The following is a 22,302-nucleotide window of genomic DNA, read 5'->3' as shown; positions in this document are numbered from 1 at the left end:
ATTATTCCGAAAAAGACTTACTTTTGAATATTCATTATACATCATGGCTGATTCCAAAGAAATATTAAAGGATCATATCTCAAAATTTACTACTCTTACAGAAGAGCAGTTTGATTATGTTTTTGGACACTTTAACCTGATTACTTTAAGGAAAGGACAAAGTCTGATTTCGGAAGGTGATTTCGTAAATCATGAATATTTCGTTCTGGAAGGCTGTCTGAAAGCTTTTTATCTTAATGACAGCATGAAAATGTTTATCCTTCAGTTTGCAATGCCTACCTGGTGGGTAACAGATTTTGATGCACTTTACAGTAAAACAAGGGCTACCATTAATGTAGACTGCATTACAAATGCTACAATTCTTTCTATTTCCAATGAAGACAGGGAAAAACTCTGCAATGAAATTCATGAAGTTGAACATTTTTTCAGATGGAGAACCAACAAAGGCTATGTAGCGACACAGAAACGTCTGCTTTCTTTCATGAATAATGATGCTAAATTCCGGTATGAGGAACTCTTAGCCATGTATCCCCAATTGTACAATCTGGTTCCGAAACACCTCATCGCTTCTTATCTTGGAGTAACCCGGGAAACCCTGAGCAGACTTCATCAATAACCAACATCTTATCACCGTTTACCTTACTCCTATTTTGTGAGGTACATCACGTAACTTTTTCTTTTGATCGGCTGAACTTTGTGTCATTAATTAAACCCAATAAAATGGACACAAAAAATTTTAAAGTCAATAATGAAAAAAGTACGATCGACTGGATCGGAAGAAAAGTAACCGGAGCTCACAACGGAACAATCGGTGTAAAAGAAGGAAGCTTCAGATTTGAAGACGGAAAACCAGTATCCGGAAAATTCATCATTGATACCCGCGCCATCAAAATCCTTGATATTGAGGATGCTGAAACCAATGCTCAGTTTGCAGGCCATCTTACCTCAGACGATTTCTTTAATTCTGATCAGTTTCCTGAAGCTGTTTTCGAAATCACTCATGCTGAGCCAGGTGATCAGAATCTGTATTATGTAACCGGAGATCTTACCATAAAAGGTATTACTCATTCTATCAACACAAGTCTGCAGATTGTAACAACGGACAATACAGCTGTTTTAGAGGCTAAAATTGTAGTTGACAGAACGAAATTCAATATCAAATTCAGATCTTCCAATTTCTTCACTAATCTTGGTGATACGTTGATCTACAACAATTTTGATTTAAATATTCATCTTGTTGCAGAAGCAAACTAACGGAACTCAAAGATCAGTTAACCTTAAAAATTTACCATCATGCCATTCATAAAAGTAGATGTGCTTCGCGAAGATCTTAACCGCGAAAAAAAACAACAATTAATCAGAAAAATAAGTGAAGCTGTAACTTCAGTTTTGAATAAGGATCCTCATTTGACCCATATTGTAATCAACGAAATTGAAGATGACAATTGGGGATATGCCGGAGAACAGGTTTCAGTGTTAAAAGAACAGGGATTTTCAACAGAAAAAAAATAACATACAATGAAAAAGCAAACCGTAATTGTAACAGGAGCCTCTTCGGGAATAGGATTGGAAACAGCACGCTATTTCTTAGACAGAGGTGATAATGTCATCATCAATTCACAAACAGCCTCTAAATTAGAAGAAGTTTATAATGAACTGGGAGCTGGTGAAAATCTGGCGATGGTTCCCGGAAATGTATCAGAGAAAGCAACGGGAGAAGCTTTGGTAAAGACAGCACTTGAAAGGTTCGGGTCAATTGACGTTCTGGTCAACAATGCCGGAATTTACGAGAACAAACCGTTTCTGGATGTTACCGAAGATTACCTTGACCGTTTTTTAACAACGAATTTAAAAGGAACATTCTTTACGACCCAGGCGGTGATCCCTCAAATGATCAAACAAAATGACGGTGTGGTAATTAATGTAGGAACACCATTGGTGTATCATGCTATTGCGCAATCTCCTTCTACAGCACCTATTTCAAGCAAAGGAGCTATCCATGCTCTGACATTGCAACTGGCTGCTGAGTTTGGAAAAGATAATATCAGAGTCAATACGATTGCCCCGGGATTGATCAGAACTCCAATGCATGGTGCCGGTCTTGATAACAATGCAGGAATACACCTCATCAATCGTATCGGGGAGCCTGAAGAGGTTGCTCAGATGATTCATGCTGTTGCTAAAAATAAATTAATTTCCGGAGCCATCATCAATGTTGACGGCGGAATGGGTGCCGGACATTCTTTATCATGAAACTATTATTAATCTTTGCATGGCTGTTCAGTTTTCCATTGAACGGTCATGCACAAAATAAAAAGGATATGAAAACCAGCCCAACATCAGAGACTGAAATAAGAAATGTCATTGAAAATTATTATTTCAAAGGAATTTATGAAGGAAATACAGAACTTCTTAAAAAAGCTTTTTATAAAGGAGCTTTACTTTTCGGAGATGTAGATGGAGTTCCCTATTTCAAAACGGCAGATCAATATATTGAAGGAGTTGGAAAACGTGTAAGTCCCGAGAAATCCGGAAAAGATTTTAAAGCAGTGATTATTTCTGTTGATATCATTAACTCGATTGCTACAGCGAAATTAAATGTAAGAATGTATGATTTTAATTACTATAATTTCATAACTTTCAATAGCATCGACGGAGAATGGCTCATCGTGAACAAGACATTGACCAACGTACACCCTTAATTCAAATTTTAATTAAAAATCAACAAAATCATGTGGAATAAAAATAGAATTACGGAATTACTGGGTATTGAATATCCTATTCTGCAAGGTCCTTTTGGCGGAGGTCTTTCTACGGTTGAACTGACCACAACAGTGAGTAATCTTGGAGGATTAGGCGGATTCGGGGCTTATACTTTGTCACCGCAGGAAATCTATAACATTCATAAAGAAATACAAACGAAAACGGATAAACCTTATAACCTTAATCTCTGGGTCAACGACCATGATATTATTGATGAAGAGCATACAAAAAAACAATATCAGAATGCGACCGAAATTTACAAACCTTATTTTGATCTTTTAGACACAGATATTCCTTCACTTCCACCCTCTTTTGAATCTAGATTCCAGAATCAGCTGAATGTTATTTTTGATATTAAGCCTAAAGTTTTCAGCTTTATGTTTGGATTGATGGATGAAAATATCATTGAAGATCTTCATCAGCAGGGAACTATTGTTTTAGGAAATGCAACAACTTTGAATGAAGCGATTGCGCTGGAAAAAACCGGAGTGGATATCATTGTCGCTTCCGGCTTTGAAAGTGGCGGCCACCGACCTTCGTTTCTGGATCAGGCTGAACTTTCTACAACGGGAACTTTTGCTTTGATTCAACTGATAAAGGATCATGTAAAAATTCCTGTAGTTGCTGCGGGAGGTATTGCCAACGGCCGTGGAATTGCCGGAGCTTTTCAACTGGGTGCAGAAGCAGTACAGATTGGAACAGCATTTCTGGCTACTGAAGAATCCGGAACTTTACCGATACACAGAGCGTTTTTATTTTCCGATGCTGCCAGATCTACCACGCTTACCAGAGCGTATACCGGAAGATTAGGGCGCGGAATTACCACAACAATATCACGAGATGTATTGGCTGCCACCGACAAAACATTACCATTTCCGTTGCAGACTCATTTTATGGGTGCACTGAGAAAGGCAGCTTTAGAAAAGAAAAAGAATGATCTGGTATTTTTCTGGGCAGGACAGATTGCTCCGCTTTTAAAGCATAAAAAAGCCTCCACTTTAATGAAATCATTAATAGAAGAGGCTTCTGAATTATTGAATAAATAGAATTTACACCGTCATTCCGATGTCTATTCCTTTAATTTTTCTATATAAATCGGTAGCATAATTATCCGTCATCCCTGAAACGAAATCAATGACTCCGAGAACTTTCTGGTAATCGGTACCGTCATTGTAAATAAATTGCTTTGGAATTAATTTCAAAGCTTTTTCATCATAGGATTTTCTCTTATCTTCAGGTTTCAGAATGGAAGGAATAAAATGATCCAGCAATTCATACATTACATTATATCCTGCATTTTCAATTTCTACAACCGCTTTGTGATTATAAATTTTTTCTACAGAGAAACTCGCAATATCCTGTAATGCTTTATTTTCTTTTTTATAGATATCAAGTAAACCGTTACCAAGATTTCCTTCAAGAATTGTCTCAAAGTTGTATTTGTACATCTCAAGCGATTTATTAATTAAAGCATTGATTACTTTTGCTCTTAAGTAAGAAATCTGTTCGTTTTCGTTGGAGATAGAATTTAGCTTCGTTTCAATTCTCTGAACATCATCTGTCTCAGATTTTACCAGTTCAAAAAATAAGTTTTTGCAGTCCGCAGTTGAAACAATTCCCAATCTGTGGGCATCTTCCATATCAATGATATTATAGCAGATATCGTCTGCTGCTTCTACCAGCCATACAAACGGATGTCTTTTAAAAATATGAGGTTCTTCGCTTTCAGAAATAAGCTGGGTTCCTTTGGCAATTTCCAGGAAAATATCTTTTTCATTCTGGAAAAAACCGAATTTCTTCCTGTGAATAATTCCTTTTTTCTTAGCGACTGCCTCACACGGATATTTTGCAATACTTGCCAAAGTGGAGAAAGTAAGCTGAATACCTCCTGCATCTTTCCCTTGCTGCTGCTGTGCCAGTACTCTGATCGCATTGGCATTTCCTTCAAAGTTAACCAGATCCGCCCACTCCTTTTCATTGAATTTTGACTTCAGGTCTTTTTCATTCCTTTCAAAATAGCTTGCAATGGCATCTTCTCCGGAATGTCCGAAAGCCGGGTTTCCTACATCATGACACAAACATGCTGCAGCAATTACGTTTCCTAAATTATAGAGATAAAAATTCTTTGAATCTTCAGTAAGCTCACTTTTAAAATCTTCAGCAATGAATTCACCGATAATACTTCCTAAACTTCTTCCTACAGATGATACTTCCAGAGAATGGGTAAGCCTGTTGTGTACAAAAACACTTCCGGGAAGAGGAAAAACCTGCGTTTTATTCTGCAGTCTTCTGAAAGCAGAAGAGAAGATAATTCTGTCGAAATCCCTTTGAAAATCAGTTCGTGAAGCTTTGGTCTGTGGATTGTTTCCTGTACGTTGATTGGTGAAAATCTGGTTTAAATTCATCATTTTTCAAAATTACTCCAAATTTTAATTGTACGGAATAGTATTTAGATTTTTATTAAACAGATCTGTCATTCAAAAAATCTATTATAGTAAACGTTTTTTAGGGATCGGAAAGATTAAAGAAATATTCTACATTTGACGCAACTAATACAACCGAAGAATGCTTATCATTCTTCTTTATCCAAATTTTAAAATTCTTTTACAATGACGGACAACACATGGCTCAACAGATGGGACGAAAGGTATAGCAGCGAAGAGTTTGCATATGGAACTGAACCCAACAATTATCTGAGAGAACAGCTTAGTAAATTACAACCAGGGAAAATACTGTTTCCTGCAGAAGGAGAAGGCCGGAATGCGGTTTTCGCAGCAACACAAGGATGGCAGGTTTCAGCTTTTGATATTAGTGCCAATGGCAGAAATAAAGCCTTACAGCTTGCAGAGCAACTGGGAACTACGATTGATTATCAGGTTGGTGAACTTTCAACACTGAATTATCAGGAACAACAGTTTGATGCTATTGCTCTTATTTACGCTCATTTTCCGGGAGATATCAAATCTTCCATCCATCAAATGCTGAATCGATATCTGCGTAAAGGCGGCTTTATTATTTTTGAAGCTTTCAGTAAAAATCATCTTGAATATATTGCAAAGAATGAAAAGGTAGGCGGCCCAAAAGATATTGAATCTCTATTCTCTATTGAAGAAATCAAGGCTGACTTTCCTGATTATGATAGTATTGAATTAGCAGAAACAGAAATCGAGCTCAATGAGGGGTTGTTTCATAATGGAACGGGCTCTGTAATTCGTTTTGTAGGACAGAAATTGGTCTAAAAATATTTAAAACAGGTTTGTTTTGGGATAAAAAATTAAGATTTTATATAGCTATGGAATATTATTTGAATCTTTATCCCAAAACAAACGTATGCCTGAAGGTCCATCCATCATATTAATGAAAGAAAACCTGCAGCCATTTGCAGGTCAGCAAGTGACAGAAGTTTCAGGAAATGCCAAATTCGAGAAAGAAAGTTTCATTGGCCAATCCCTTTTGGAAATCCGAACTTTTGGAAAACAAACTTATCTGGTTTTTGAAAAAGCAGCGATCCGGATTCATTTATTAATGTTTGGTTCTTACAGCATTGATGAACAGACCAAGCCGGATAAAAGTTTACGTTTAGCTTTGTTTTTCTCTACCGGAAGTATCTATTTTTACACCTGTTCTGTAAAGTCCGTAGACCTTGAATTTCTCTCCACAATTGATTGGGAAGCCGATGTAATGAGTGATCAGTGGAATCCCAAAAAAGCAGAGAAAAAACTGAAATCGAATCCAAAAATGATGGTCTGTGATGCATTGATGAATCAGGATATTTTTTCTGGTGTCGGCAATATCATTAAAAACGAAGTGCTTTTCAGAATCGGAGTGCAGCCGGAAAGTTTGTTGGAGAATCTTCCCGCCAAAAAAAGAAAAGAGCTTATTGCAGAAGCCAGGAATTACAGTTTTGATTTTCTGAAATGGAAAAGAGAATTTGTATTGAAAAAGCATTGGCTTGTTCATACGAAATCTATATGTCCGGTTTGTGGACAGAAATTGATCAAAAAACAAACGGGTGCGGGAAAAAGGAGAAGCTTCTATTGTGAAAAAGATCAGAAGCTTTATTAGATCAATACTGTTTTAAGTTTCGGCTAAAGCCGTTGAAGGGTTTATTTATCTGAACGGGCTTTAGCCCGTTTCTATTGAATAACTTTCCCCACAGATAACACAGATTATCATAAATGATGAGATATTTCTTGAGCCTGATTATTATTACTCATTGCTCATTACCTATTACTTATATTCTAATCAGAATTCAGGAGTCCTCCTGCAAATCTTGTAAAGAATTCAGCGCGGTAGACTTCTCCAAGAGGAATTTCGGAGTCTTCAATGTATATATTATGATTATCAAATGAGTCTATATAGTTCATATTCACCACGTAGGACTTGCTTACTCTGATGAAGGTTTCGCCGGAAATTTTCTGATGAATAGTTTTTAAATTCATTGCAGTAATAAGCTTTTGCTGCTTTATATGAATGACTACATAATCTTTAAGCCCTTCTATGAATTTAATATCTGAAAAACTGATTTTATAGAACCTTCGCTCTGCTTTGATAAATAAAAAATCTGCAGTATTGGATTCTACCGTATTTTTCACGGTGTCTTTAGACAAAAGTTCGGTATAAAGTATGGCTTTCTCCACAGCCTTCTCCAGTCTCTGGGGGTCAATAGGCTTCAGCAGATAATCTACCGCTTCCAATTCATAGCTCTTCAACGCATATTGAGAATAGGCTGTTGTAAAGATAATCAGTGATTTTTTGGGAAGCATTTCTGCAAACTCAAGACCTGTTACCATAGGCATTTCTATATCGAGAAAAATAAGATCTACATCATTATCTTTAAGAAAATCAAGAGCAGATGGCGCATTGGAAAATTCACCAAGGATATCAATATTGGAAATTTCAGTAATCAGCGATCTCATTTCGGACCTTGCCAAAGGCTCATCATCAACGATAATACAATTCATCACACGGGAATTTTTAAATTTACAGTATATTCTTTTTCATCTGATTCTATTTGCAGGTCAAAAGTGTCGTTATAGAGAAGTTCCAGCCTTCTGATGATATTGGCAAGCCCAAGTCCGCTGTTTTTTTTATCCGAAACAATATAACCGGCACTCCTTGAATTGACACACATAAAATGAAGCTCCTTATTCTCAATATTGATCTCAATTTTCACATAAGACTCTCCTCCACCGAGATCAACACTGTGTTTGACGGCATTTTCAACGAAAGTAGTAAACAAATTCGGTGGAATAAATGTACTGCTAATGATTCTTTTATCAACATCTGTATGAATCTCAAAAGAGAAATTATCACGTCTTATTTTTTCAAGGTTTAAAAAATTGGACAGAAAATCAATCTCTGAAGCCAGTAACGTTTTTTCTTCACTGTTTTCGTACAGCTGATATCTGAGAAATTCGGAAAGTTTTACAATCACTACTGAAGCTTTTGCGGGATCTGTTCTTATTAATGCTTTTACATTATTCAGCATATTAAACAGAAAATGGGGATTGATCTGATTTCTCAGTTCATTCAGTTCCATATTCAGGGTAAGGGTACTCAGTTCACTGATCCTTTTATTATCACTGATCCATTTCTGCAGAAGTTTTATAGTTGTAGTCGTGAGAATAATCGGAATACACATCAGAACGCCTTCATAGATCCCTCCTCTTTCATTATCCTTCGGAATATATTGTGTTCTGAAATCTTCAAAAAGATGTCTGAAACTATATCCAATAAAATTAAGCCCTACAACCCCCATCAGAACAAGCAATACAAGGTAGGTAAGGTATTTTGTTTTAAAGAAAAACCGGGGAACCAATACATATATATTAATGTAAACCATTGCGATCAGAATAATATACACAAAGAATAAAACATAGTATTGATATATGCCGGAATACCAATGCCAGAATCTCGCACTGTACAGCAGAAAGAAAAAGAAGATGAGAAACAGCAGATGCCTTCGGAATCCATATTTCGCTTCCACCAAAAAATCCATTACAAAGGTTTCTTCAAATTTCTGCGGACTATATTTCATACGATAGGCTCATTTTATCATTAACAAAAATAGACAATAACGGAATTTACAACTATTTTATTATACGAAACCTGTATTTTATTATACCAATTATTACACCCTCGGTTTTTGTATAAAATCCCGGCCATTTTGTATAAAAACAAATTCACACTGTATTTTTCTCTATTCCTTTGTGCCTGTAAAATGAACACATATGGAATTAACAGCTTTTCACGAATTGACTCAGGAAATATCATTGGAATGTTTCTTTATGACAGAATCTCAACAGGAAGAAAAAGTAATACAGCTTATTGATTTGCACCATTTTGTAGAATGTTTTGATCCGAAGATTAAAATTCTCAGCTATCTCCACCATCCTATTAATATTATAGACCATCAGGGAAATACAATAGGAATCCTGTTTTGTGACCTGAAACATTCTGCAGTGCCTGACAGCAATGCTTCGGAAGAATTCAGAAGGAGATATAAGCTTTCTGAACTCTGGTTTGTCTTTGTAGAGGAAACTTATATTCCGGATACAGCCGGATATGCAGATGCAATTATTGAAAACAGTCTGGATATCTTCTATGAGAGGATTTTCAGCTTTAATTTCTTTCAGTCTATTATTCACCCTTTAAAATAAACTGCCCATGAAAACATTGAGAAGAGTACTTGTCCCACTGGCAATACTCCCTTTAAAGAACATCACCTATGCCCAGAAAAGGGATAGTATTCCTTTGAAAGTGCGTGCTTTTTTTGCCGATAAAATTCCGCAGGCACGAAACTTCAATGTCGAATACACTTTTGTCACCCCATCCTCTTTCTCTTCGCAGCTCCAGGGTCAGGATCTGCCGGACAATAAGGTAAAAAGCTTTCAGCAGATGAAAGCAGATGCCAATATTTATTTTATCAAGAAAAGAAACTGGCTTTTGAGTACTACGCTGAACTACCGCTACACTTCAATCAGCAACGAAAACCCTGTAGTTCCGGGAATTGAATCCGAAGAGAACTTTCACTATCATTCGGAAGCGATTAATCTGAGCTATTTTTCAAGGTTATTCAAAAAAACGGCGATATATTCTGCCAGCATTTCTGCTGATGGTAGTGATCAGCATTTTGAACGGATCAGAGGATTGGTAACGGCCTCATTGATTTTAAAAGCAACTCCAAAAACAAAAATGACCCTTGGACTGGCTGGTATTATCGATCCGAGTTCACAAATACCTGTACTTCCTATCTTCACTTATGAAAACAGATTCAATAACGGATGGGTATTGGATATTCTGCTTCCGAAGAAAGTATTGATCCGAAAAGATATTTCTTCCAACGGAAGGCTCTCTCTGGGAACGGAAATGGACAATACATCATTTTATACCTACCGTAATAACAATACTTATGAATTCCGGCAGGTTGCTCTCAATTCCGGGGCAATGTATGAGCATAATCTTGGAGGAAACTTTATCGGAACTTTTAAAACAGGGCTCAGAACAAATATCAACTCCAGGGCTTTTAATAAGCAGGATTCATTTAATGATTATATATGGAAAGGAACTTATAAACCTTCATTCTATTTCAATGTCGGAATTTCTTATAATCCATTTGAAAGAAAAAGGACAAAATAACACCGAAAAGCCGTTCCTGTAAACACAGGATTTTGATTTTTACAATATCCGAATAGATTGCTGAAGTTCCCTAATCAAGGAGATTAAAAAAAAATTAAAATTTTCTTCCTTCAGCGTTTAACCATTCTTACAAATTACAATCAAAACTACAGAAAAAATACACGTTCGGAGATTCTCTTTCATGAAAAATCTTATTGCCTCCTATGCAAATGACTTGTGAAAATGATTTCGGGATTTTAAATATAAGAATTTACCAAAAAAAGAATATGCCTGTACCCAAACAAATATTTCAGACTTTCATAACTAAAAAACTTCCTCTGATTACGCGTTATCATATCTGGAATATGAAAAGAAAGAATCCGGAATATAAGTATTATTTTTATGATGATCAGGATATAGAAAATTTTCTTGAAAAAGAATTCCCTCCACAATATATTGAAACGTATCGCAAATTAAGAATCGGTGCTGCAAAAGCTGACTTTTTCAGATATGCTGTTTTATATAAGAAAGGAGGTGTATATCTGGATGTAGACAGCAGTATTATCAAGCCATTCAAAAAGTTGATAAAAAATAATGATGAAGCTGTAATCAGTGTAGAAAGACATGAAAATCTGTATGTTCAATGGGCCCTTATTTTCAATAAAAATCATCCTTTCCTAAAGAAAACACTGGAATTGATGATGGATAATATAAACACTCACCGCTATCCACATGATATACATTCTACTACAGGACCTACTGTATTCAGTAATGGAATCAGACAGTCACTAGAAGAAAATCCGACTATTCCCTTTACTTTATTTGACGGTATTGAGTTCCGCGGGTATTTAAAGTTCAAATATAAACTGGGAAAATTTTTCTTATACAAAACAAGATCCAAACATTGGAAACAGATGCAAAAGCATGAGGAGATTATTTTTTAATGCGTTCCCATTTTTGAAAATACATTAATAATAATCACCCCGATAACAATCAGAGCAATGCCGATAATAGCAGGAAGATCCGGAATCTGTTTGAAGGCAATAACACCGATCATCGTTATAAAGACAATTCCTACTCCGGACCAGATGGCATAGGTAATTCCAACAGGAATCTGCCGAAGCGTGAGACTGAGAAAATAAAAAGCACAGGCATATCCTATGACGGTCACTACGGATGGCCATAGTTTGGAAAATTCCTCAGATTTTTTCAGAAAACTCGTAGCGATGATCTCAAATACAATAGCTAAGGCAAGAAAAATATAACTGCGTCCCATAAATTTATTCTTTGTACAAAAGTAACAAAAGCACTCCGGTAATTCCAAAAAAGAAATAATGGGGAAACTCTCTGTTATTCAAACACGGCAAGTGTTTCTATGACTTTATTAAGGTATAAAAAATTCTATTTTTTAAACTATCAATCCAACAACAATACTTATCGCAGGCACTTAATTCAACTTAAGTGCCTTATTTTTAGCTCCATTCAATATTTTAAAGGTTTTGGAAAAGTATGCCATTTTTTTCCGATCTGGCACAAAAAAATTATTTCTCCATGTCATGAAATGTGACACATGACAAAAATTCCGAATGAAAAACGAGGCTAAAAATAAATTTTCTTAACATGAAAATCCTTTTCGCGTGAAAAATTTACATTCAAAAAAAGTGGTTTAAAACAATATTATGCTACACATTATTTATTATTTGTTTTATCAACTCCAATATAGAAGTCGAGAAACGATTAACGTTTTCACATAATTTTACAGAGAGAACAACAAAAGTATTAATAAATTCTCAATAATGCATTAATTTAATGTAAACAAAAATTCACTAATAAATGAACACCAACCACCGTAAAACACTGATATACATCATAAGTATTTACTTTGGCACGTGATTTGAAAGTAGTAATATTGCAATTGAAAGATTGATAAAAAAAAGTCAAATAATTAAAAATAATACAAAATGGTAACTTATATCGGTATCGTAACAGGTTTAGTCGTAATCACTTCATATTTCATGACAGTAAGAAGAGAAAGAAACTAATTTTAAATAAAGCAAGCCTATAGAAATATCTATACTAATTATATTGTTTTATGTTTTTAGTCTGAGAGATCGGATTGCTCTTTTACTCATCGGGTAAAAGGGCCCAAAAACATAAACCACAAAATCTTAGTTTCATAACAAATTTTAATATCCAAATGAGAAGAGTCGTTCGTAAGTCCGGCTCTTCTTTTTGTTTTAAGAATTATCAAATGAGCATTAAATTGTCTTGATCACGAATTCTACAATTATTTACCGGTGTTTTTTTCATTCACAGCTTATTATTTTTATCATACTGGCCTAGCTGTTTATTATTATTCAGGATTTCCTCAGGCATTTAATAAAGCTTTATCTTTGTTTATTCAATAATCATTTTATTATCATCATGAGTCTGTACAATCTTATTATCCAGGATAAAGAACAAGTAAACCTTAACGAAGTATTTCTCGATAAAAACAATAAGGAGCACCTGGTTCAGCTTATCAAGGAACATAATTATATAAAAGAGCTGCAGGAATACGGTCTTCCGGTTAATAATAAGATTTTGCTTCAGGGAAGTTCGGGATGTGGAAAAACAATGACTGCAAAGGCTGTTGCGAATGCTTTAGGAAAAAACATTATGATCCTTAATCTGAGTAACATTGTTTCATCCCGTATCGGCGAAACATCCCAGAATATTAAAATGATCTTTGATAAAGCAGCAAGAGAAAGATCTGTACTTTTTCTTGATGAACTGGATCAGATTGGCAAAGCGAGAGGCAGTGATGATAAAGATGTAGGAGAAATGAGAAGACTGGTGAATACATTGATCCAATTAATTGATTATTATCCTGAACATTCACTTTTGCTTTGTGCGACCAATCATCCAGAGATCATTGATACGGCTTTGCTAAGACGTTTCCAGCTAAAGATCAATTACGAAATGCCTTCCGATGAGATCCTGGATACCTACTACGACCAATTGCTGGGTCAATTCCCTGAAGACATAAGAACCGTTGAAAGAAAATACTCAGTTTCTTTTGCTGAAGCTAAGGATTATGCTTTAACATCGGTGAAAGCTGCTTTGATTAAAAAACTGGAAGCCAAAGAAACCATTCCATCATGAAAGAAGACATTCTCCACAATCTCACCATCATCAATAACCGGATAAAAAATGCCTGTGAACAATCCGGAAGAAATATTGATGAAGTTAAATTATTACTGGCCACTAAAACAGTTTCCGCAGAACGAATTAAAGTTGCGCTGAAACATGGGCAAATCTTAATTGCAGAAAACAAGGTGCAGGAATTGAAGGAGAAGTACGATGATTTAAAAGATCTACCTCATGACAATCATTTTATAGGACATCTTCAGACCAATAAAATTAAAGATATTCTGAAATATGATGTTACCTGTGTTCAGTCTCTGGATCGTCTGGAACTGGCAGAAAAACTTCACCAAAGACTTTTAGCCGAAAATAAAACAATGGATGTTTTAATTCAGGTGAATACCTCCAATGAAGAGAGCAAATTCGGAGTTGATCCCAATGAAGCAGTTGAACTCACCCGAAAGATTTCCCATTACTCTACTTTGAAAATAAAAGGTTTGATGACGATTGGCTTATTCAGTGCTGAAACCGAGAAAGTAAGAGCATGTTTTAAAATCCTTAAAAATCTTCAACAGGAAATCATCCATGAACATATTCCGAATGTGGAAATGAAAGAACTTTCCATGGGAATGAGCGGAGATCTGGAAACAGCCATTGAAGAAGGAGCCACCATTGTACGGGTGGGAACTGCAGTTTTTGGGGCGAGAATCTATCCGGACAGTTATTATTGGAACGAGGGTAAATCGAATAAAAAAGCATAAAATTATATGTTCCCATTTACTTATACTTTTGAAAGAGAAATAAAGAATAGTAATACATTAAAAAATGTCACTGATGAAATATGCTATTCATTTATGGAAAGAGAAATGGATAATTCCAGCTTTGATGACAATACTATTGTAGGCAAAGAAAAACTCTTTAAACAAGATTTTTCAAGTAGATCTCCATTGGTATTTTCTCCTCGTAAAGAGTTCTTCAATTATAATGAAAATACAAAAATTCTCACCTATAAAATTGAAGCATTTTATTCTCTTCTATTTTTCCTAATTTATTCTGTTATATTTTTTCTGATCTTACATTTCCTGATCCATCATATAGTTATTGAAATCATTTTTTCAACTCTATTTTTCATTCTTAACACAATTCTGAACTATTCCTATCACCTTAAAGTAATTGATAAAATATCCAAAAATTTAAACGAAAATTAAACAGTAAACAGTCCATTACATTGTCTACAAATTCGGTATACTTTTTGCTATAAAACTTTAAGAACCAAACAAATACATGTATGACAAAAAAATTACTCTCGGGCTGTCTATTTATAGCAGTATTATTCTTTTTTTCATGTGAAAAAGAAAACACACAGATGAAAAGTGGAATCTCCATTGAAACTATTTCAATTATAACCTGCGTTACTATGGGCGTAGCTATTTTGCTGGCCTATAGCTTTAAAAGAAGGTAAAGGAATATGACAGAAAACAATAGAACACCTCTCAGTTTTGGGAGGTGGTTTTGTTTTAAAAACAAGAACATAATTGATTGTACCAACCTAGAGATTGCTTCGCTCGCAATGACAATAAAAAACAAAAATCCCTCTCATTACTGAAAGGGATTTTTTTATAGTTAAAAAACTGAGATTACATATAAGCTTCAATCGGCTCACAAGTACATACCAAGTTTCTGTCTCCGTAAGCTTCATCTACTCTTGATACAGAAGCGAAGAATTTGTGGTCTCTTACCCATTCTAACGGATAAGCTGCCTTTTCTCTGCTGTATGGTTTATCCCAAGAATCAGAGATTACCAATTGTTCTGTGTGAGGAGCGTTTTTCAACACGTTGTTTGTTGCATCTGCTTCACCATTAGCAATTTCATCAATTTCTTTTTTAATAGAGATCAATGCTTCTGCAAAACGGTCAATTTCAGATTTGCTTTCAGATTCTGTAGGCTCAATCATCAAAGTACCTGCAACCGGGAAAGAAACAGTAGGAGCATGGAAACCATAATCCATCAATCTCTTCGCCACATCAGCCACTTCAATTCCTAAAGATTTAAACTGACGGAAATCTACGATACATTCGTGAGCTACTCTTCCGTTTTCGTTTGAATATAAAATCGGGAAATGCTCTGCTAAAATTTCTTTCAGGTAGTTAGCGTTCATTATAGCGTGACCTGTAGCCTTTTTAAGACCTTCAGTTCCCAACATCTTGATGTAAGAATAAGAGATATTAAGAATCAATCCTGAACCGTAAGGTGCAGCAGAAATACCTTCAATAGCTTCTTTAGACCCGATTCTGATATTCGCGTTAGAAGGAAGGAAAGGTACTAAGTGTTTAGCAACACAGATTGGACCTACTCCAGGACCTCCACCTCCGTGAGGAATGGCAAAAGTTTTGTGAAGGTTAAGGTGACAAACGTCAGCTCCGATGTTTCCAGGACTTGTAAATCCTACCTGAGCGTTCATGTTTGCACCATCCATATATACTTGTCCTCCGTGCTCGTGGATAAGGTTGGTAATTTCTTTAATGTTAGCATCAAAGAATCCGTAAGTTGAAGGATAAGTGATCATTACAGCTGATAAGTTTGCTGAATGAAGTTCTGTTTTAGCTTTAAGATCTTCGAAGTCGATTTCACCGTTCTCAAGGTTTTTCACGACAACGATTTTCATTCCTGCCATAGCAGCAGAAGCCGGGTTGGTTCCGTGTGCAGACTGAGGGATCAATACTACATTTCTGTGGTGGTCTCCTCTTGAAATGTGATACTCTCTGATTACCATTAATCCTGCATATTCACCCTGAGCTCCGGAGTTTGGCTGAAGAGAAGTTCCTGCAAAACCTGTAATTTCAGCTAAGTCTTTCTCCAGTTCACGGATCATTTCCTGGTAACCTTCCGCCTGATTTACAGGTACAAATGGGTGAACTGCACCCCAGTTTTCCCATGAAAGCGGTAACATCTGAGTTGCTGCGTTCAGTTTCATCGTACAAGATCCTAAAGAAATCATTGAATGAGTCAATGATAAGTCTTTTCTCTCAAGACGCTTGATGTAACGCATCAATTCTGTTTCCGTATGGTATTTGTTGAATACTGATTCTGTAAGAATTTCGTCTTTTCTTAAGTTTTCTTCCGGAATGCTGTATCCTTCTTTTATTTCTAATTTGAAAGTCTGCTTGTCTTTAAACTGAGCGAAAGAAGCCATCAGATAGTTTAATTTCTCTAATGTTGTACTTTCGTTGATTGCAATACTTACTACACCTTCTGTGAAATAGTTAAGGTTAAGTTTGTGATCAAGCATCAATCTTACTAATCTTCCTTTTTCATCTTCAGCCATTGTGATTTTCACTGTATCGAAGATTGGCTCTTCTACTACCTGATAACCTAATGCTTTAAGACCATTTTTCAAAGCATTGGCTTTAAAGTGGATCTGATCAGCGATATAATTTAATCCTTTCGGACCGTGATAAACAGCATACATCCCTGCCATTACTGCCAAAAGAACCTGAGCTGTACAGATGTTTGAAGTAGCTTTCTCTCTTTTGATGTGCTGCTCTCTTGTCTGTAACGCCATTCTTAATGCACGTCTTCCGTACATATCCTGAGAAACCCCAATGATTCTTCCTGGGATATCTCTCTTGTAATCTTCTCTACAAGCAAAGAAAGCTGCGTGAGGACCTCCGTACCCTAATGGAATACCAAATCTCTGTGTAGTTCCTACCGCACAGTCAGCTCCCATTTCTGCCGGAGACTTTAGTTTTACCAAAGCCATAGGATCACAAGCAACAGCTACCTGAAGGTCAAGTTTTTTGTATTCTACGATATCTTCTGTATAATCTAAAACGATTCCGTTTTTACCAGGATATTGTAATAAAACTCCATAATAAGAACCATCAAACTGGTGTGTTTTATGATCTCCTACTACGATTTCTATTTCTAATCCTTCAGCTTTTGTTTTTAATACAGAAACTGTTTGAGGAAGAACAAGGTCAGAAATAAAGAACTTATTAGCTCCTGCTTTTTTCTGGTCTTTCGTTCTGTTGTTGAAGAACATATGCATTGCTTCAGCTGCAGCAGTAGATTCATCCAGCAAAGATGCATTAGCCAATGCAAAACCTGTAAGATCACATACTACAGTCTGGAAATTAAGAAGAGCTTCTAGTCTTCCCTGTGCAATTTCTGCCTGATATGGAGTATAGGCTGTATACCAGCTAGGGTTTTCAAAAATATTTCTCTGGATTGCTGAAGGCAAAAGTGTATTGTGGTATCCAAATCCGATGTAACTCGTATAATCTGTATTTTTAGATGCCAATTCTTTTGAGTGGTTCAACATTTCGTATTCAGAAAGTGGTTCCGAGATCTCAAGATCTTTCTCTAAACGGATAGAAGATGGAATGGTCTGAGAAATTAACTCTTCAATACTAGAAACGCCAAGTTTCTCCAACATCGCCTGTTTATCGGCTTCATTAAGGGAAATGTGACGGCTCACAAACTGTTCTGTATTCATTTTTATTTATTAGATTTTGTTTGTAAAAAGATGGGTAAAATTACAATTTTTTGAATGATTGTACAAGAGCATATCCGGGGTGATAATTCACAAAAATATTTGTGATTTTTATCACACTTTATTTTTAATAAACTTTTAACAAGGTTTATAGCAATTCTGACAAACACATCCCTTATTCTATACATAATATGCAACAAAACTATCAAATCACACTCAACAAAATACTGAAATGTTATTTGAAATAATGTGAATTATTCACTGGTCTCATCTTACGGGTTAAACTTATCTTTAAAACATTCTACTATTATTAGTTTTATTCAAAATGTAAACTTAAACCTAATTCAAGGAGAATTTAAGAACGATCCAGGCATAGATTTTACGTCTGACAATCCATTAGAAAGCAGGCAATATCTGCTATACATCAGGTTTAAAGAATTTTATGAAATTTTATTAATTATATTTATTCTAAATTAATATATTTGCAGCATGAATATGATTGTCCCTTTTAAAGTTCCGCCTTTGGCACCTTACTCATTCAATAACGAAGAGATGTTCTGTGAAAAGAAATCGTGTTGTAAAAAGTTCAAGAAAGGAAAAAGATGTAAAAAATGCCCGGGAAGAAAGAAAATGGCTTAGGTTAGGCCAACGTTTTTATCAAAAAGTATAAGGCAATTGCCAGTACGATAATTCCCCAAAACAGCATTATAATTTTAGGCTGTCCATACCTGTTCATTACCGTTCTGGGTTGTGGCTTAAACATTTCTTCTACTGAATTTTTGAATTTCTCAGTATCATTTTCAAAAACTTCCGTAATGGTAATTCCCTGAACTACGGTTTTGTGCAAAAGAGAATTCGTTGCATGAAGCAGAAGCTGGAATTTTCCATCTTTAAATTCTGTGATCTTAAAGATTCTCTCTCCATAAGGCTTTTCTAACCCGAAAGGCAATACTTTCACCACATCGGCATTACTCGTCTGCCAGTTGATGATAATCTCCTCCCCTTTTTTTGCATGAATTTTATTCGCGGTAAAAGTTTTGATCGCAGGTGGAATATTATACCTGAAACTTTTCTGATGATTTTCTAAATTCTGATCATAAGCGCGCCTTCTGACAGAATCACTCAACGTCTCATAAGCTTCCTGAATTTCACGAAAACGGTCAGCAAAAAAGTCGTCATTATCATTTTTATCGGGATGATATTTTAAAGACAATTTTCGATAGGCTTTTTTGACGTCTTCTTCTGAAGCATCCTGTGATATACCGAGAAAATAGTAGTAATCTTTCATTGAGAAATACAAAAATAAGGATTTATTTTTCTTTGCGTCTGATATTTATTACAAAAATTTAGCTGGAAAACGGAGCTCAAAAAAGTCATTGCGAATCGAAGATGAAGCAATCTCAATATCATTTATTATTTTAAGGTTGGAAAACGCAAAGACGCTAGTTCTTTTTCAAACTGCATATTTTAAGGCGCAAAGATTTTATCTCCGATAAAATTGTACTTCTCAACAAATGCTGCGAATTGAATGAGCTCAACAACCCTTTTGTCATTCCGAGCATAACGAGGAATCTCAACTTTAATTTCTGCCCGCAGATTTCACCGATTACGCAGATCATTTTGCAGCAACTCAACCATAAGAACTAAACGGTAATAGCTCAACCAATATCTATTTGCGGGAAATCCAATCCTTAGTGGGAGTGAGCCAATCATTGAGAGCTTTGAAAAGGAAACCATGATTAAGTCCTGTATTAAGCTCTATTTCTTTAAAATCCTTAATACCGGATCTGATCAACCTCTGCTCCTTCGACAACAGTACATGTCCATCATCTGATTTCTCCGTAATGGAAAGAATTCTTCCATACAGCTTAAAGTTCTTATCTTTTTCCAGAGAATCATCTTTAAAACTCGCTCCAATGATCACAAATTTCAATTGCGGATTCTTTTCATAATAAGACACATATTGTGCAATATAACCTCCCTGAGAAGTTCCTATCACGGTTATCCTCCCAGCCGGAATTCCTTTTTTCATGAGACTGTCAATCTGCTTTCTCACCTTTCCTGCATAAGCTACTGGATCAGTATCTGCTTTTCTTTTCTCAGAAATCACAACCGTATTTTTATCCTTTAGTTTATTAAGTATTTCTTCATATTCTGCAACTCCATATTTTGGATGTTTCTCCTCTAAAGAATGCCCTTCTAAAAATTTATTATGTAAGAAGAAAATATACTGTTTTGGTTGTGACTTTTGACCCAATATAATGATTGAGAAAAACGAAAATGCCACAAAGAAAATATTCTTACACTTCATCATAGCCGGAAATAATATTTAGTAATAACAAATATAGTATTAAAAGCCTTTACAGGATGTATTTTAAATAAAAATTCCGGCGCGGGAAGCAGAGCTTCCCGCGCCGGAATTAAACAATTTCAATTTAGTCTTTGCGTATTATGCTTCGCAGGTATTATCCTTTTTTTTGCAGCATCTTGAATGGAATTCTTTTTTGAATTTCCCTTTCAGTTCCTGATAGTCTTCGTCATTCATTTCTCTGATCTTATCTGCCAGTCCGAAAGGTGATTTTTCTTTGATTCCATACTCATCAAAAATACCTTTGATAAATCTTTTTCTTTGTATTGCTTTTTTAGCGATTAAGGCTACACCTACAACGGCTAATGCTCCCAGAGCTCCTTTTAATGCTGAATTTTTCATTTTTTCAAAATTTTAAATTTTACTACTTCTTGTTTTTTATAGAGACGAATGAATTTTAATTTTACTTTACTACTTCTTTAAAATTTTCAAATTATTCGTTGTTTCTGTTGAAGAATCCGCCTGAACATTTATTTCTCCAAACTTCTTTGAATTTTTCCCTTTCTTCAGGGGACCAGCCTTCCATTTTTTCTCTCATTTTTCTTTCCTTGAAGTCTTTCATTCCTTTCCCGAAATGGAAACCTCCGAAAAGAATTTTACTTAGGATCAGTATTCCCATTGCCTGCCAGAATGTAATGGCTTTTACTCCTAAAATCTCCGGGAGAAGGCAATTCCAAAGCAGCATTACAATCCATGTAACAGCGGCTAAAATTAATGGCGGACATAACAATAAAAAAATCCAACCCTTTTTGTGTTTATGATTCATAATTTCTTTTTCTAACTTTTTAAATCTTCGTACAGTTTTCTCAATCTGTTTCTCAAATGCTTCACAGCATAGTTTTTTCTACTGATGATGGTTTTGATGTTTTCTCCCTGTTCATCAGCAATCTCCTGGAGGGTTTTGTCGTTCAGTTCATTTTCTACGTAGACCAGTCTTTGTTTTTCGGGAAGTTCGTCCAGTGCTTCAAACAGTTTTTTCCAGATCTCATCCTGAAACATCTTCACCTCAGGACCGGCACTGTCATCCATCAACAAGATATCCTTGATAGAAAAACTACCGTCTTCATCCTCATATACGAAATCTTCAAGATTTTCTGTTTTCTTTTTACGGTAACGGTCTGTAATTTTATTTGCCGTTACCCTATACAGCCATCCACCAACATTTACGATCTCCGAAATATTCGTAAGGCTACTGAACTGATACCACACCTCCTGCAGAATATCTTCCGCATCCTCCGTGTTTTTCACTTTCGGACGAATATAGGACATCAGCTTCCCTCCGTAGTTGGAAACGGTCTGTGAGATGATGCTTTCTTTCTCCTTCTGTGGCATTGTTATTTTTTCGACAACCTCCATATTGCTATGACGGCCAGCCTTTTGGTTTTACTTTAATAAATTTAAAATATTTTTCTTACAATTCAATTTTTCTTTTATTCATCAATATTTTTATCTTCTTATTTTATCAGATTACTCATTGCTTATTACTCATTATTTATTTTTTTAGGAGCTTATTCCCGCTATCCGCTCATACTCCTCACGCCAGACTATCCCCCAACCTTATCCTCCAACGCTCCATTCATGTTCCGGGGTAACCGCTGCTATCGGGGCTAGGATGATAAGCAATAAATGATAGATGATTATAAGATGAGTTTTGTTGGCAATCGCAAGAACGCAAAGTTTTTATCATTATTATGTATAATTGTAAGGCGCAAGAAAATCAAAGATTTTCGGCAAGTGATATTCTTTTTATTTTCTTGTAGATCAATATAGATCAAAGGTTATTAAAACAGTTTTTTATCAGTATTTGCATAATTAATAAGAGTGACTATTACCGGAGCCTGGATTCCTCGCTTCGCCCGGAATGACAAATGTACCGTGAAAATATCCGTAAACCCTTAAGCTATACTAATTTTATCGAAGATAAAATCCTTG

The 22,302-nt window shown here is 35.5% G+C and carries 25 protein-coding genes; 15 read left to right on the top strand and 10 right to left on the bottom strand.

All coding sequences use genetic code 11. The annotated features are described in order from the left end of the window. The first annotated feature begins 43 nt into the window (after positions 1 to 43). The 6 genes from ACLMCG_RS11895 to ACLMCG_RS11870 all read left to right on the top strand — a co-directional run bounded on the left by ACLMCG_RS11895 (position 44) and on the right by ACLMCG_RS11870 (position 3,809). Positions 44 to 616: a Crp/Fnr family transcriptional regulator gene (locus ACLMCG_RS11895; RefSeq protein WP_413959702.1), complete on the top strand. Its 573-nt coding sequence runs from the start codon at positions 44 to 46 to the stop codon at positions 614 to 616. Between the two features lie 104 nt (positions 617 to 720). Continuing rightward, complete coding sequence (locus tag ACLMCG_RS11890; RefSeq protein ID WP_223601608.1) at positions 721 to 1,254, top strand: YceI family protein; 534 nt, start codon at positions 721 to 723, stop codon at positions 1,252 to 1,254. A 39-nt stretch (positions 1,255 to 1,293) separates the two neighbouring features. Next, a complete protein-coding gene (locus ACLMCG_RS11885) occupies positions 1,294 to 1,512 on the top strand; it encodes a tautomerase family protein (RefSeq protein ID WP_047421685.1) in 219 nt (72 codons plus the stop codon). Positions 1,513 to 1,518: 6 nt separating this feature from the next. Then, a complete protein-coding gene (locus ACLMCG_RS11880) occupies positions 1,519 to 2,253 on the top strand; it encodes an SDR family NAD(P)-dependent oxidoreductase (protein ID WP_413959701.1) in 735 nt (244 codons plus the stop codon). Then, the gene (locus ACLMCG_RS11875; protein ID WP_413959700.1) at positions 2,250 to 2,702 is read left to right on the top strand and encodes a nuclear transport factor 2 family protein; all 453 of its coding nucleotides are present in this window, start codon (positions 2,250 to 2,252) and stop codon (positions 2,700 to 2,702) included. Before ACLMCG_RS11880 ends, ACLMCG_RS11875 begins: the two co-directional genes overlap by 4 nt. Positions 2,703 to 2,732: 30 nt before the next feature. Further along, on the top strand, positions 2,733 to 3,809 hold the full coding sequence (locus ACLMCG_RS11870) for an NAD(P)H-dependent flavin oxidoreductase (protein ID WP_413959699.1): 1,077 nt from the start codon (positions 2,733 to 2,735) through the stop codon (positions 3,807 to 3,809). Positions 3,810 to 3,812: 3 nt separating this feature from the next. Here the strand turns inward: ACLMCG_RS11870 and ACLMCG_RS11865 are convergent, their stop codons facing one another. Next, positions 3,813 to 5,168: a deoxyguanosinetriphosphate triphosphohydrolase gene (locus ACLMCG_RS11865; protein ID WP_413959729.1), complete on the bottom strand. Its 1,356-nt coding sequence runs from the start codon at positions 5,166 to 5,168 to the stop codon at positions 3,813 to 3,815. A 204-nt stretch (positions 5,169 to 5,372) separates the two neighbouring features. Here ACLMCG_RS11865 and ACLMCG_RS11860 point away from each other — a divergent pair, with 204 nt between their 5' ends. Together ACLMCG_RS11860 and ACLMCG_RS11855 are read left to right on the top strand one after the other, a co-directional pair. Beyond that, positions 5,373 to 6,002, top strand: a complete 630-nt coding sequence (locus ACLMCG_RS11860) for a class I SAM-dependent methyltransferase (RefSeq protein ID WP_413959698.1) — start codon at positions 5,373 to 5,375, stop codon at positions 6,000 to 6,002. A gap of 91 nt (positions 6,003 to 6,093) precedes the next feature. Next, on the top strand, positions 6,094 to 6,828 hold the full coding sequence (locus ACLMCG_RS11855) for a DNA-formamidopyrimidine glycosylase family protein (protein WP_413959697.1): 735 nt from the start codon (positions 6,094 to 6,096) through the stop codon (positions 6,826 to 6,828). A gap of 176 nt (positions 6,829 to 7,004) precedes the next feature. Here ACLMCG_RS11855 and ACLMCG_RS11850 read toward each other — a convergent pair whose 3' ends face one another. Together ACLMCG_RS11850 and ACLMCG_RS11845 are read right to left on the bottom strand one after the other, a co-directional pair. Continuing rightward, positions 7,005 to 7,727, bottom strand: coding sequence for a LytR/AlgR family response regulator transcription factor (locus tag ACLMCG_RS11850; RefSeq protein WP_413959696.1), 723 nt, complete (start codon positions 7,725 to 7,727; stop codon positions 7,005 to 7,007). Continuing rightward, positions 7,727 to 8,803: a sensor histidine kinase gene (locus tag ACLMCG_RS11845; protein ID WP_413959695.1), complete on the bottom strand. Its 1,077-nt coding sequence runs from the start codon at positions 8,801 to 8,803 to the stop codon at positions 7,727 to 7,729. The genes ACLMCG_RS11850 and ACLMCG_RS11845 overlap by 1 nt, the downstream gene beginning before the upstream one ends. Positions 8,804 to 8,996: 193 nt before the next feature. On the opposite strand from ACLMCG_RS11845, the gene ACLMCG_RS11840 reads away from it, so the two are divergent. From ACLMCG_RS11840 to ACLMCG_RS11830, 3 genes are all read left to right on the top strand, one after another. Then, a complete protein-coding gene (locus ACLMCG_RS11840) occupies positions 8,997 to 9,425 on the top strand; it encodes a hypothetical protein (RefSeq protein ID WP_413959694.1) in 429 nt (142 codons plus the stop codon). A gap of 7 nt (positions 9,426 to 9,432) precedes the next feature. Beyond that, a complete protein-coding gene (locus ACLMCG_RS11835; protein WP_413959693.1) occupies positions 9,433 to 10,404 on the top strand; it encodes a DUF6268 family outer membrane beta-barrel protein in 972 nt (323 codons plus the stop codon). A 266-nt stretch (positions 10,405 to 10,670) separates the two neighbouring features. Then, positions 10,671 to 11,327: a glycosyltransferase family 32 protein gene (locus ACLMCG_RS11830; RefSeq protein WP_413959692.1), complete on the top strand. Its 657-nt coding sequence runs from the start codon at positions 10,671 to 10,673 to the stop codon at positions 11,325 to 11,327. Here the strand turns inward: ACLMCG_RS11830 and ACLMCG_RS11825 are convergent. Next, positions 11,324 to 11,659, bottom strand: a complete 336-nt coding sequence (locus ACLMCG_RS11825; protein WP_047385461.1) for a DMT family transporter — start codon at positions 11,657 to 11,659, stop codon at positions 11,324 to 11,326. The genes ACLMCG_RS11830 and ACLMCG_RS11825 overlap by 4 nt on opposite strands. A 1,148-nt stretch (positions 11,660 to 12,807) precedes the next feature. On the opposite strand from ACLMCG_RS11825, the gene ACLMCG_RS11820 reads away from it, so the two are divergent. From ACLMCG_RS11820 to ACLMCG_RS11810, 3 genes are read left to right on the top strand one after another with little or no spacing between them, the layout of a single operon-like run. Continuing rightward, positions 12,808 to 13,527, top strand: coding sequence for an AAA family ATPase (locus ACLMCG_RS11820; RefSeq protein WP_413959691.1), 720 nt, complete (start codon positions 12,808 to 12,810; stop codon positions 13,525 to 13,527). Next, the gene (locus ACLMCG_RS11815) at positions 13,524 to 14,270 is read left to right on the top strand and encodes a YggS family pyridoxal phosphate-dependent enzyme (RefSeq protein ID WP_413959690.1); all 747 of its coding nucleotides are present in this window, start codon (positions 13,524 to 13,526) and stop codon (positions 14,268 to 14,270) included. Before ACLMCG_RS11820 ends, ACLMCG_RS11815 begins: the two co-directional genes overlap by 4 nt. A 6-nt stretch (positions 14,271 to 14,276) precedes the next feature. Then, positions 14,277 to 14,717, top strand: a complete 441-nt coding sequence (locus ACLMCG_RS11810) for a hypothetical protein (protein ID WP_413959689.1) — start codon at positions 14,277 to 14,279, stop codon at positions 14,715 to 14,717. Between the two features lie 429 nt (positions 14,718 to 15,146). Here ACLMCG_RS11810 and gcvP read toward each other — a convergent pair whose 3' ends face one another. Then, positions 15,147 to 18,005, bottom strand: coding sequence for an aminomethyl-transferring glycine dehydrogenase (gene gcvP / locus ACLMCG_RS11805; RefSeq protein ID WP_047421672.1), 2,859 nt, complete (start codon positions 18,003 to 18,005; stop codon positions 15,147 to 15,149). A 486-nt stretch (positions 18,006 to 18,491) separates the two neighbouring features. Between gcvP and ACLMCG_RS11800 the strand changes: the two genes are divergently transcribed. Then, positions 18,492 to 18,641 carry a hypothetical protein gene (locus ACLMCG_RS11800; protein ID WP_164723264.1) on the top strand — a complete coding sequence of 50 codons (150 nt, stop codon included), beginning with the start codon at positions 18,492 to 18,494 and terminating at the stop codon, positions 18,639 to 18,641. Between the two features lies 1 nt (position 18,642). On the opposite strand, the gene ACLMCG_RS11795 is transcribed toward ACLMCG_RS11800, so the two are convergent. The 5 genes from ACLMCG_RS11795 to ACLMCG_RS11775 form a co-directional block, all read right to left on the bottom strand. Next, complete coding sequence (locus tag ACLMCG_RS11795) at positions 18,643 to 19,290, bottom strand: J domain-containing protein (protein WP_213279850.1); 648 nt, start codon at positions 19,288 to 19,290, stop codon at positions 18,643 to 18,645. Positions 19,291 to 19,671: 381 nt separating this feature from the next. Beyond that, on the bottom strand, positions 19,672 to 20,316 hold the full coding sequence (locus ACLMCG_RS11790) for an alpha/beta hydrolase (RefSeq protein ID WP_413959688.1): 645 nt from the start codon (positions 20,314 to 20,316) through the stop codon (positions 19,672 to 19,674). 135 nt (positions 20,317 to 20,451) lie between these two features. Further along, positions 20,452 to 20,712 (bottom strand): hypothetical protein, encoded by a 261-nt coding sequence (locus ACLMCG_RS11785; protein WP_413959687.1) that lies wholly within the window; start codon positions 20,710 to 20,712, stop codon positions 20,452 to 20,454. A gap of 91 nt (positions 20,713 to 20,803) precedes the next feature. Beyond that, a complete protein-coding gene (locus ACLMCG_RS11780) occupies positions 20,804 to 21,136 on the bottom strand; it encodes a hypothetical protein (RefSeq protein WP_047421668.1) in 333 nt (110 codons plus the stop codon). 11 nt (positions 21,137 to 21,147) lie between these two features. Then, positions 21,148 to 21,702: an RNA polymerase sigma factor gene (locus ACLMCG_RS11775; protein WP_223601627.1), complete on the bottom strand. Its 555-nt coding sequence runs from the start codon at positions 21,700 to 21,702 to the stop codon at positions 21,148 to 21,150. Positions 21,703 to 22,302: the final 600 nt, after the last annotated feature.

The sequence above is a fragment of the Chryseobacterium sp. S90 genome, assembly GCF_047444895.1.
Lineage (GTDB): Bacteria > Bacteroidota > Bacteroidia > Flavobacteriales > Weeksellaceae > Chryseobacterium.
The sequence above is the reverse complement of the archived record's forward strand: the minus strand, read 5'-3'. Positions and strand labels throughout refer to the sequence as shown.

Bases quoted from the DNA above. Each gene is read 5' to 3' on its own strand.
- ACLMCG_RS11795 (WP_213279850.1), bottom strand. From the start codon at position 19,290: ATGAAAGATTACTACTATTTTCTCGGTATATCACAGGATGCTTCAGAA.
- gcvP (WP_047421672.1), bottom strand. From the start codon at position 18,005: ATGAATACAGAACAGTTTGTGAGCCGTCACATTTCCCTTAATGAAGCC.
- ACLMCG_RS11875 (WP_413959700.1), top strand. From the start codon at position 2,250: ATGAAACTATTATTAATCTTTGCATGGCTGTTCAGTTTTCCATTGAAC.
- ACLMCG_RS11825 (WP_047385461.1), bottom strand. From the start codon at position 11,659: ATGGGACGCAGTTATATTTTTCTTGCCTTAGCTATTGTATTTGAGATC.
- ACLMCG_RS11840 (WP_413959694.1), top strand. From the start codon at position 8,997: ATGGAATTAACAGCTTTTCACGAATTGACTCAGGAAATATCATTGGAA.
- ACLMCG_RS11860 (WP_413959698.1), top strand. From the start codon at position 5,373: ATGACGGACAACACATGGCTCAACAGATGGGACGAAAGGTATAGCAGC.
- ACLMCG_RS11885 (WP_047421685.1), top strand. From the start codon at position 1,294: ATGCCATTCATAAAAGTAGATGTGCTTCGCGAAGATCTTAACCGCGAA.
- ACLMCG_RS11890 (WP_223601608.1), top strand. From the start codon at position 721: ATGGACACAAAAAATTTTAAAGTCAATAATGAAAAAAGTACGATCGAC.
- ACLMCG_RS11800 (WP_164723264.1), top strand. From the start codon at position 18,492: ATGAATATGATTGTCCCTTTTAAAGTTCCGCCTTTGGCACCTTACTCA.
- ACLMCG_RS11775 (WP_223601627.1), bottom strand. From the start codon at position 21,702: ATGCCACAGAAGGAGAAAGAAAGCATCATCTCACAGACCGTTTCCAAC.
- ACLMCG_RS11820 (WP_413959691.1), top strand. From the start codon at position 12,808: ATGAGTCTGTACAATCTTATTATCCAGGATAAAGAACAAGTAAACCTT.
- ACLMCG_RS11835 (WP_413959693.1), top strand. From the start codon at position 9,433: ATGAAAACATTGAGAAGAGTACTTGTCCCACTGGCAATACTCCCTTTA.
- ACLMCG_RS11895 (WP_413959702.1), top strand. From the start codon at position 44: ATGGCTGATTCCAAAGAAATATTAAAGGATCATATCTCAAAATTTACT.
- ACLMCG_RS11780 (WP_047421668.1), bottom strand. From the start codon at position 21,136: ATGAATCATAAACACAAAAAGGGTTGGATTTTTTTATTGTTATGTCCG.
- ACLMCG_RS11850 (WP_413959696.1), bottom strand. From the start codon at position 7,727: ATGAATTGTATTATCGTTGATGATGAGCCTTTGGCAAGGTCCGAAATG.
- ACLMCG_RS11880 (WP_413959701.1), top strand. From the start codon at position 1,519: ATGAAAAAGCAAACCGTAATTGTAACAGGAGCCTCTTCGGGAATAGGA.
- ACLMCG_RS11810 (WP_413959689.1), top strand. From the start codon at position 14,277: ATGTTCCCATTTACTTATACTTTTGAAAGAGAAATAAAGAATAGTAAT.
- ACLMCG_RS11845 (WP_413959695.1), bottom strand. From the start codon at position 8,803: ATGAAATATAGTCCGCAGAAATTTGAAGAAACCTTTGTAATGGATTTT.
- ACLMCG_RS11830 (WP_413959692.1), top strand. From the start codon at position 10,671: ATGCCTGTACCCAAACAAATATTTCAGACTTTCATAACTAAAAAACTT.
- ACLMCG_RS11870 (WP_413959699.1), top strand. From the start codon at position 2,733: ATGTGGAATAAAAATAGAATTACGGAATTACTGGGTATTGAATATCCT.
- ACLMCG_RS11815 (WP_413959690.1), top strand. From the start codon at position 13,524: ATGAAAGAAGACATTCTCCACAATCTCACCATCATCAATAACCGGATA.
- ACLMCG_RS11865 (WP_413959729.1), bottom strand. From the start codon at position 5,168: ATGAATTTAAACCAGATTTTCACCAATCAACGTACAGGAAACAATCCA.
- ACLMCG_RS11855 (WP_413959697.1), top strand. From the start codon at position 6,094: ATGCCTGAAGGTCCATCCATCATATTAATGAAAGAAAACCTGCAGCCA.
- ACLMCG_RS11790 (WP_413959688.1), bottom strand. From the start codon at position 20,316: ATGATGAAGTGTAAGAATATTTTCTTTGTGGCATTTTCGTTTTTCTCA.
- ACLMCG_RS11785 (WP_413959687.1), bottom strand. From the start codon at position 20,712: ATGAAAAATTCAGCATTAAAAGGAGCTCTGGGAGCATTAGCCGTTGTA.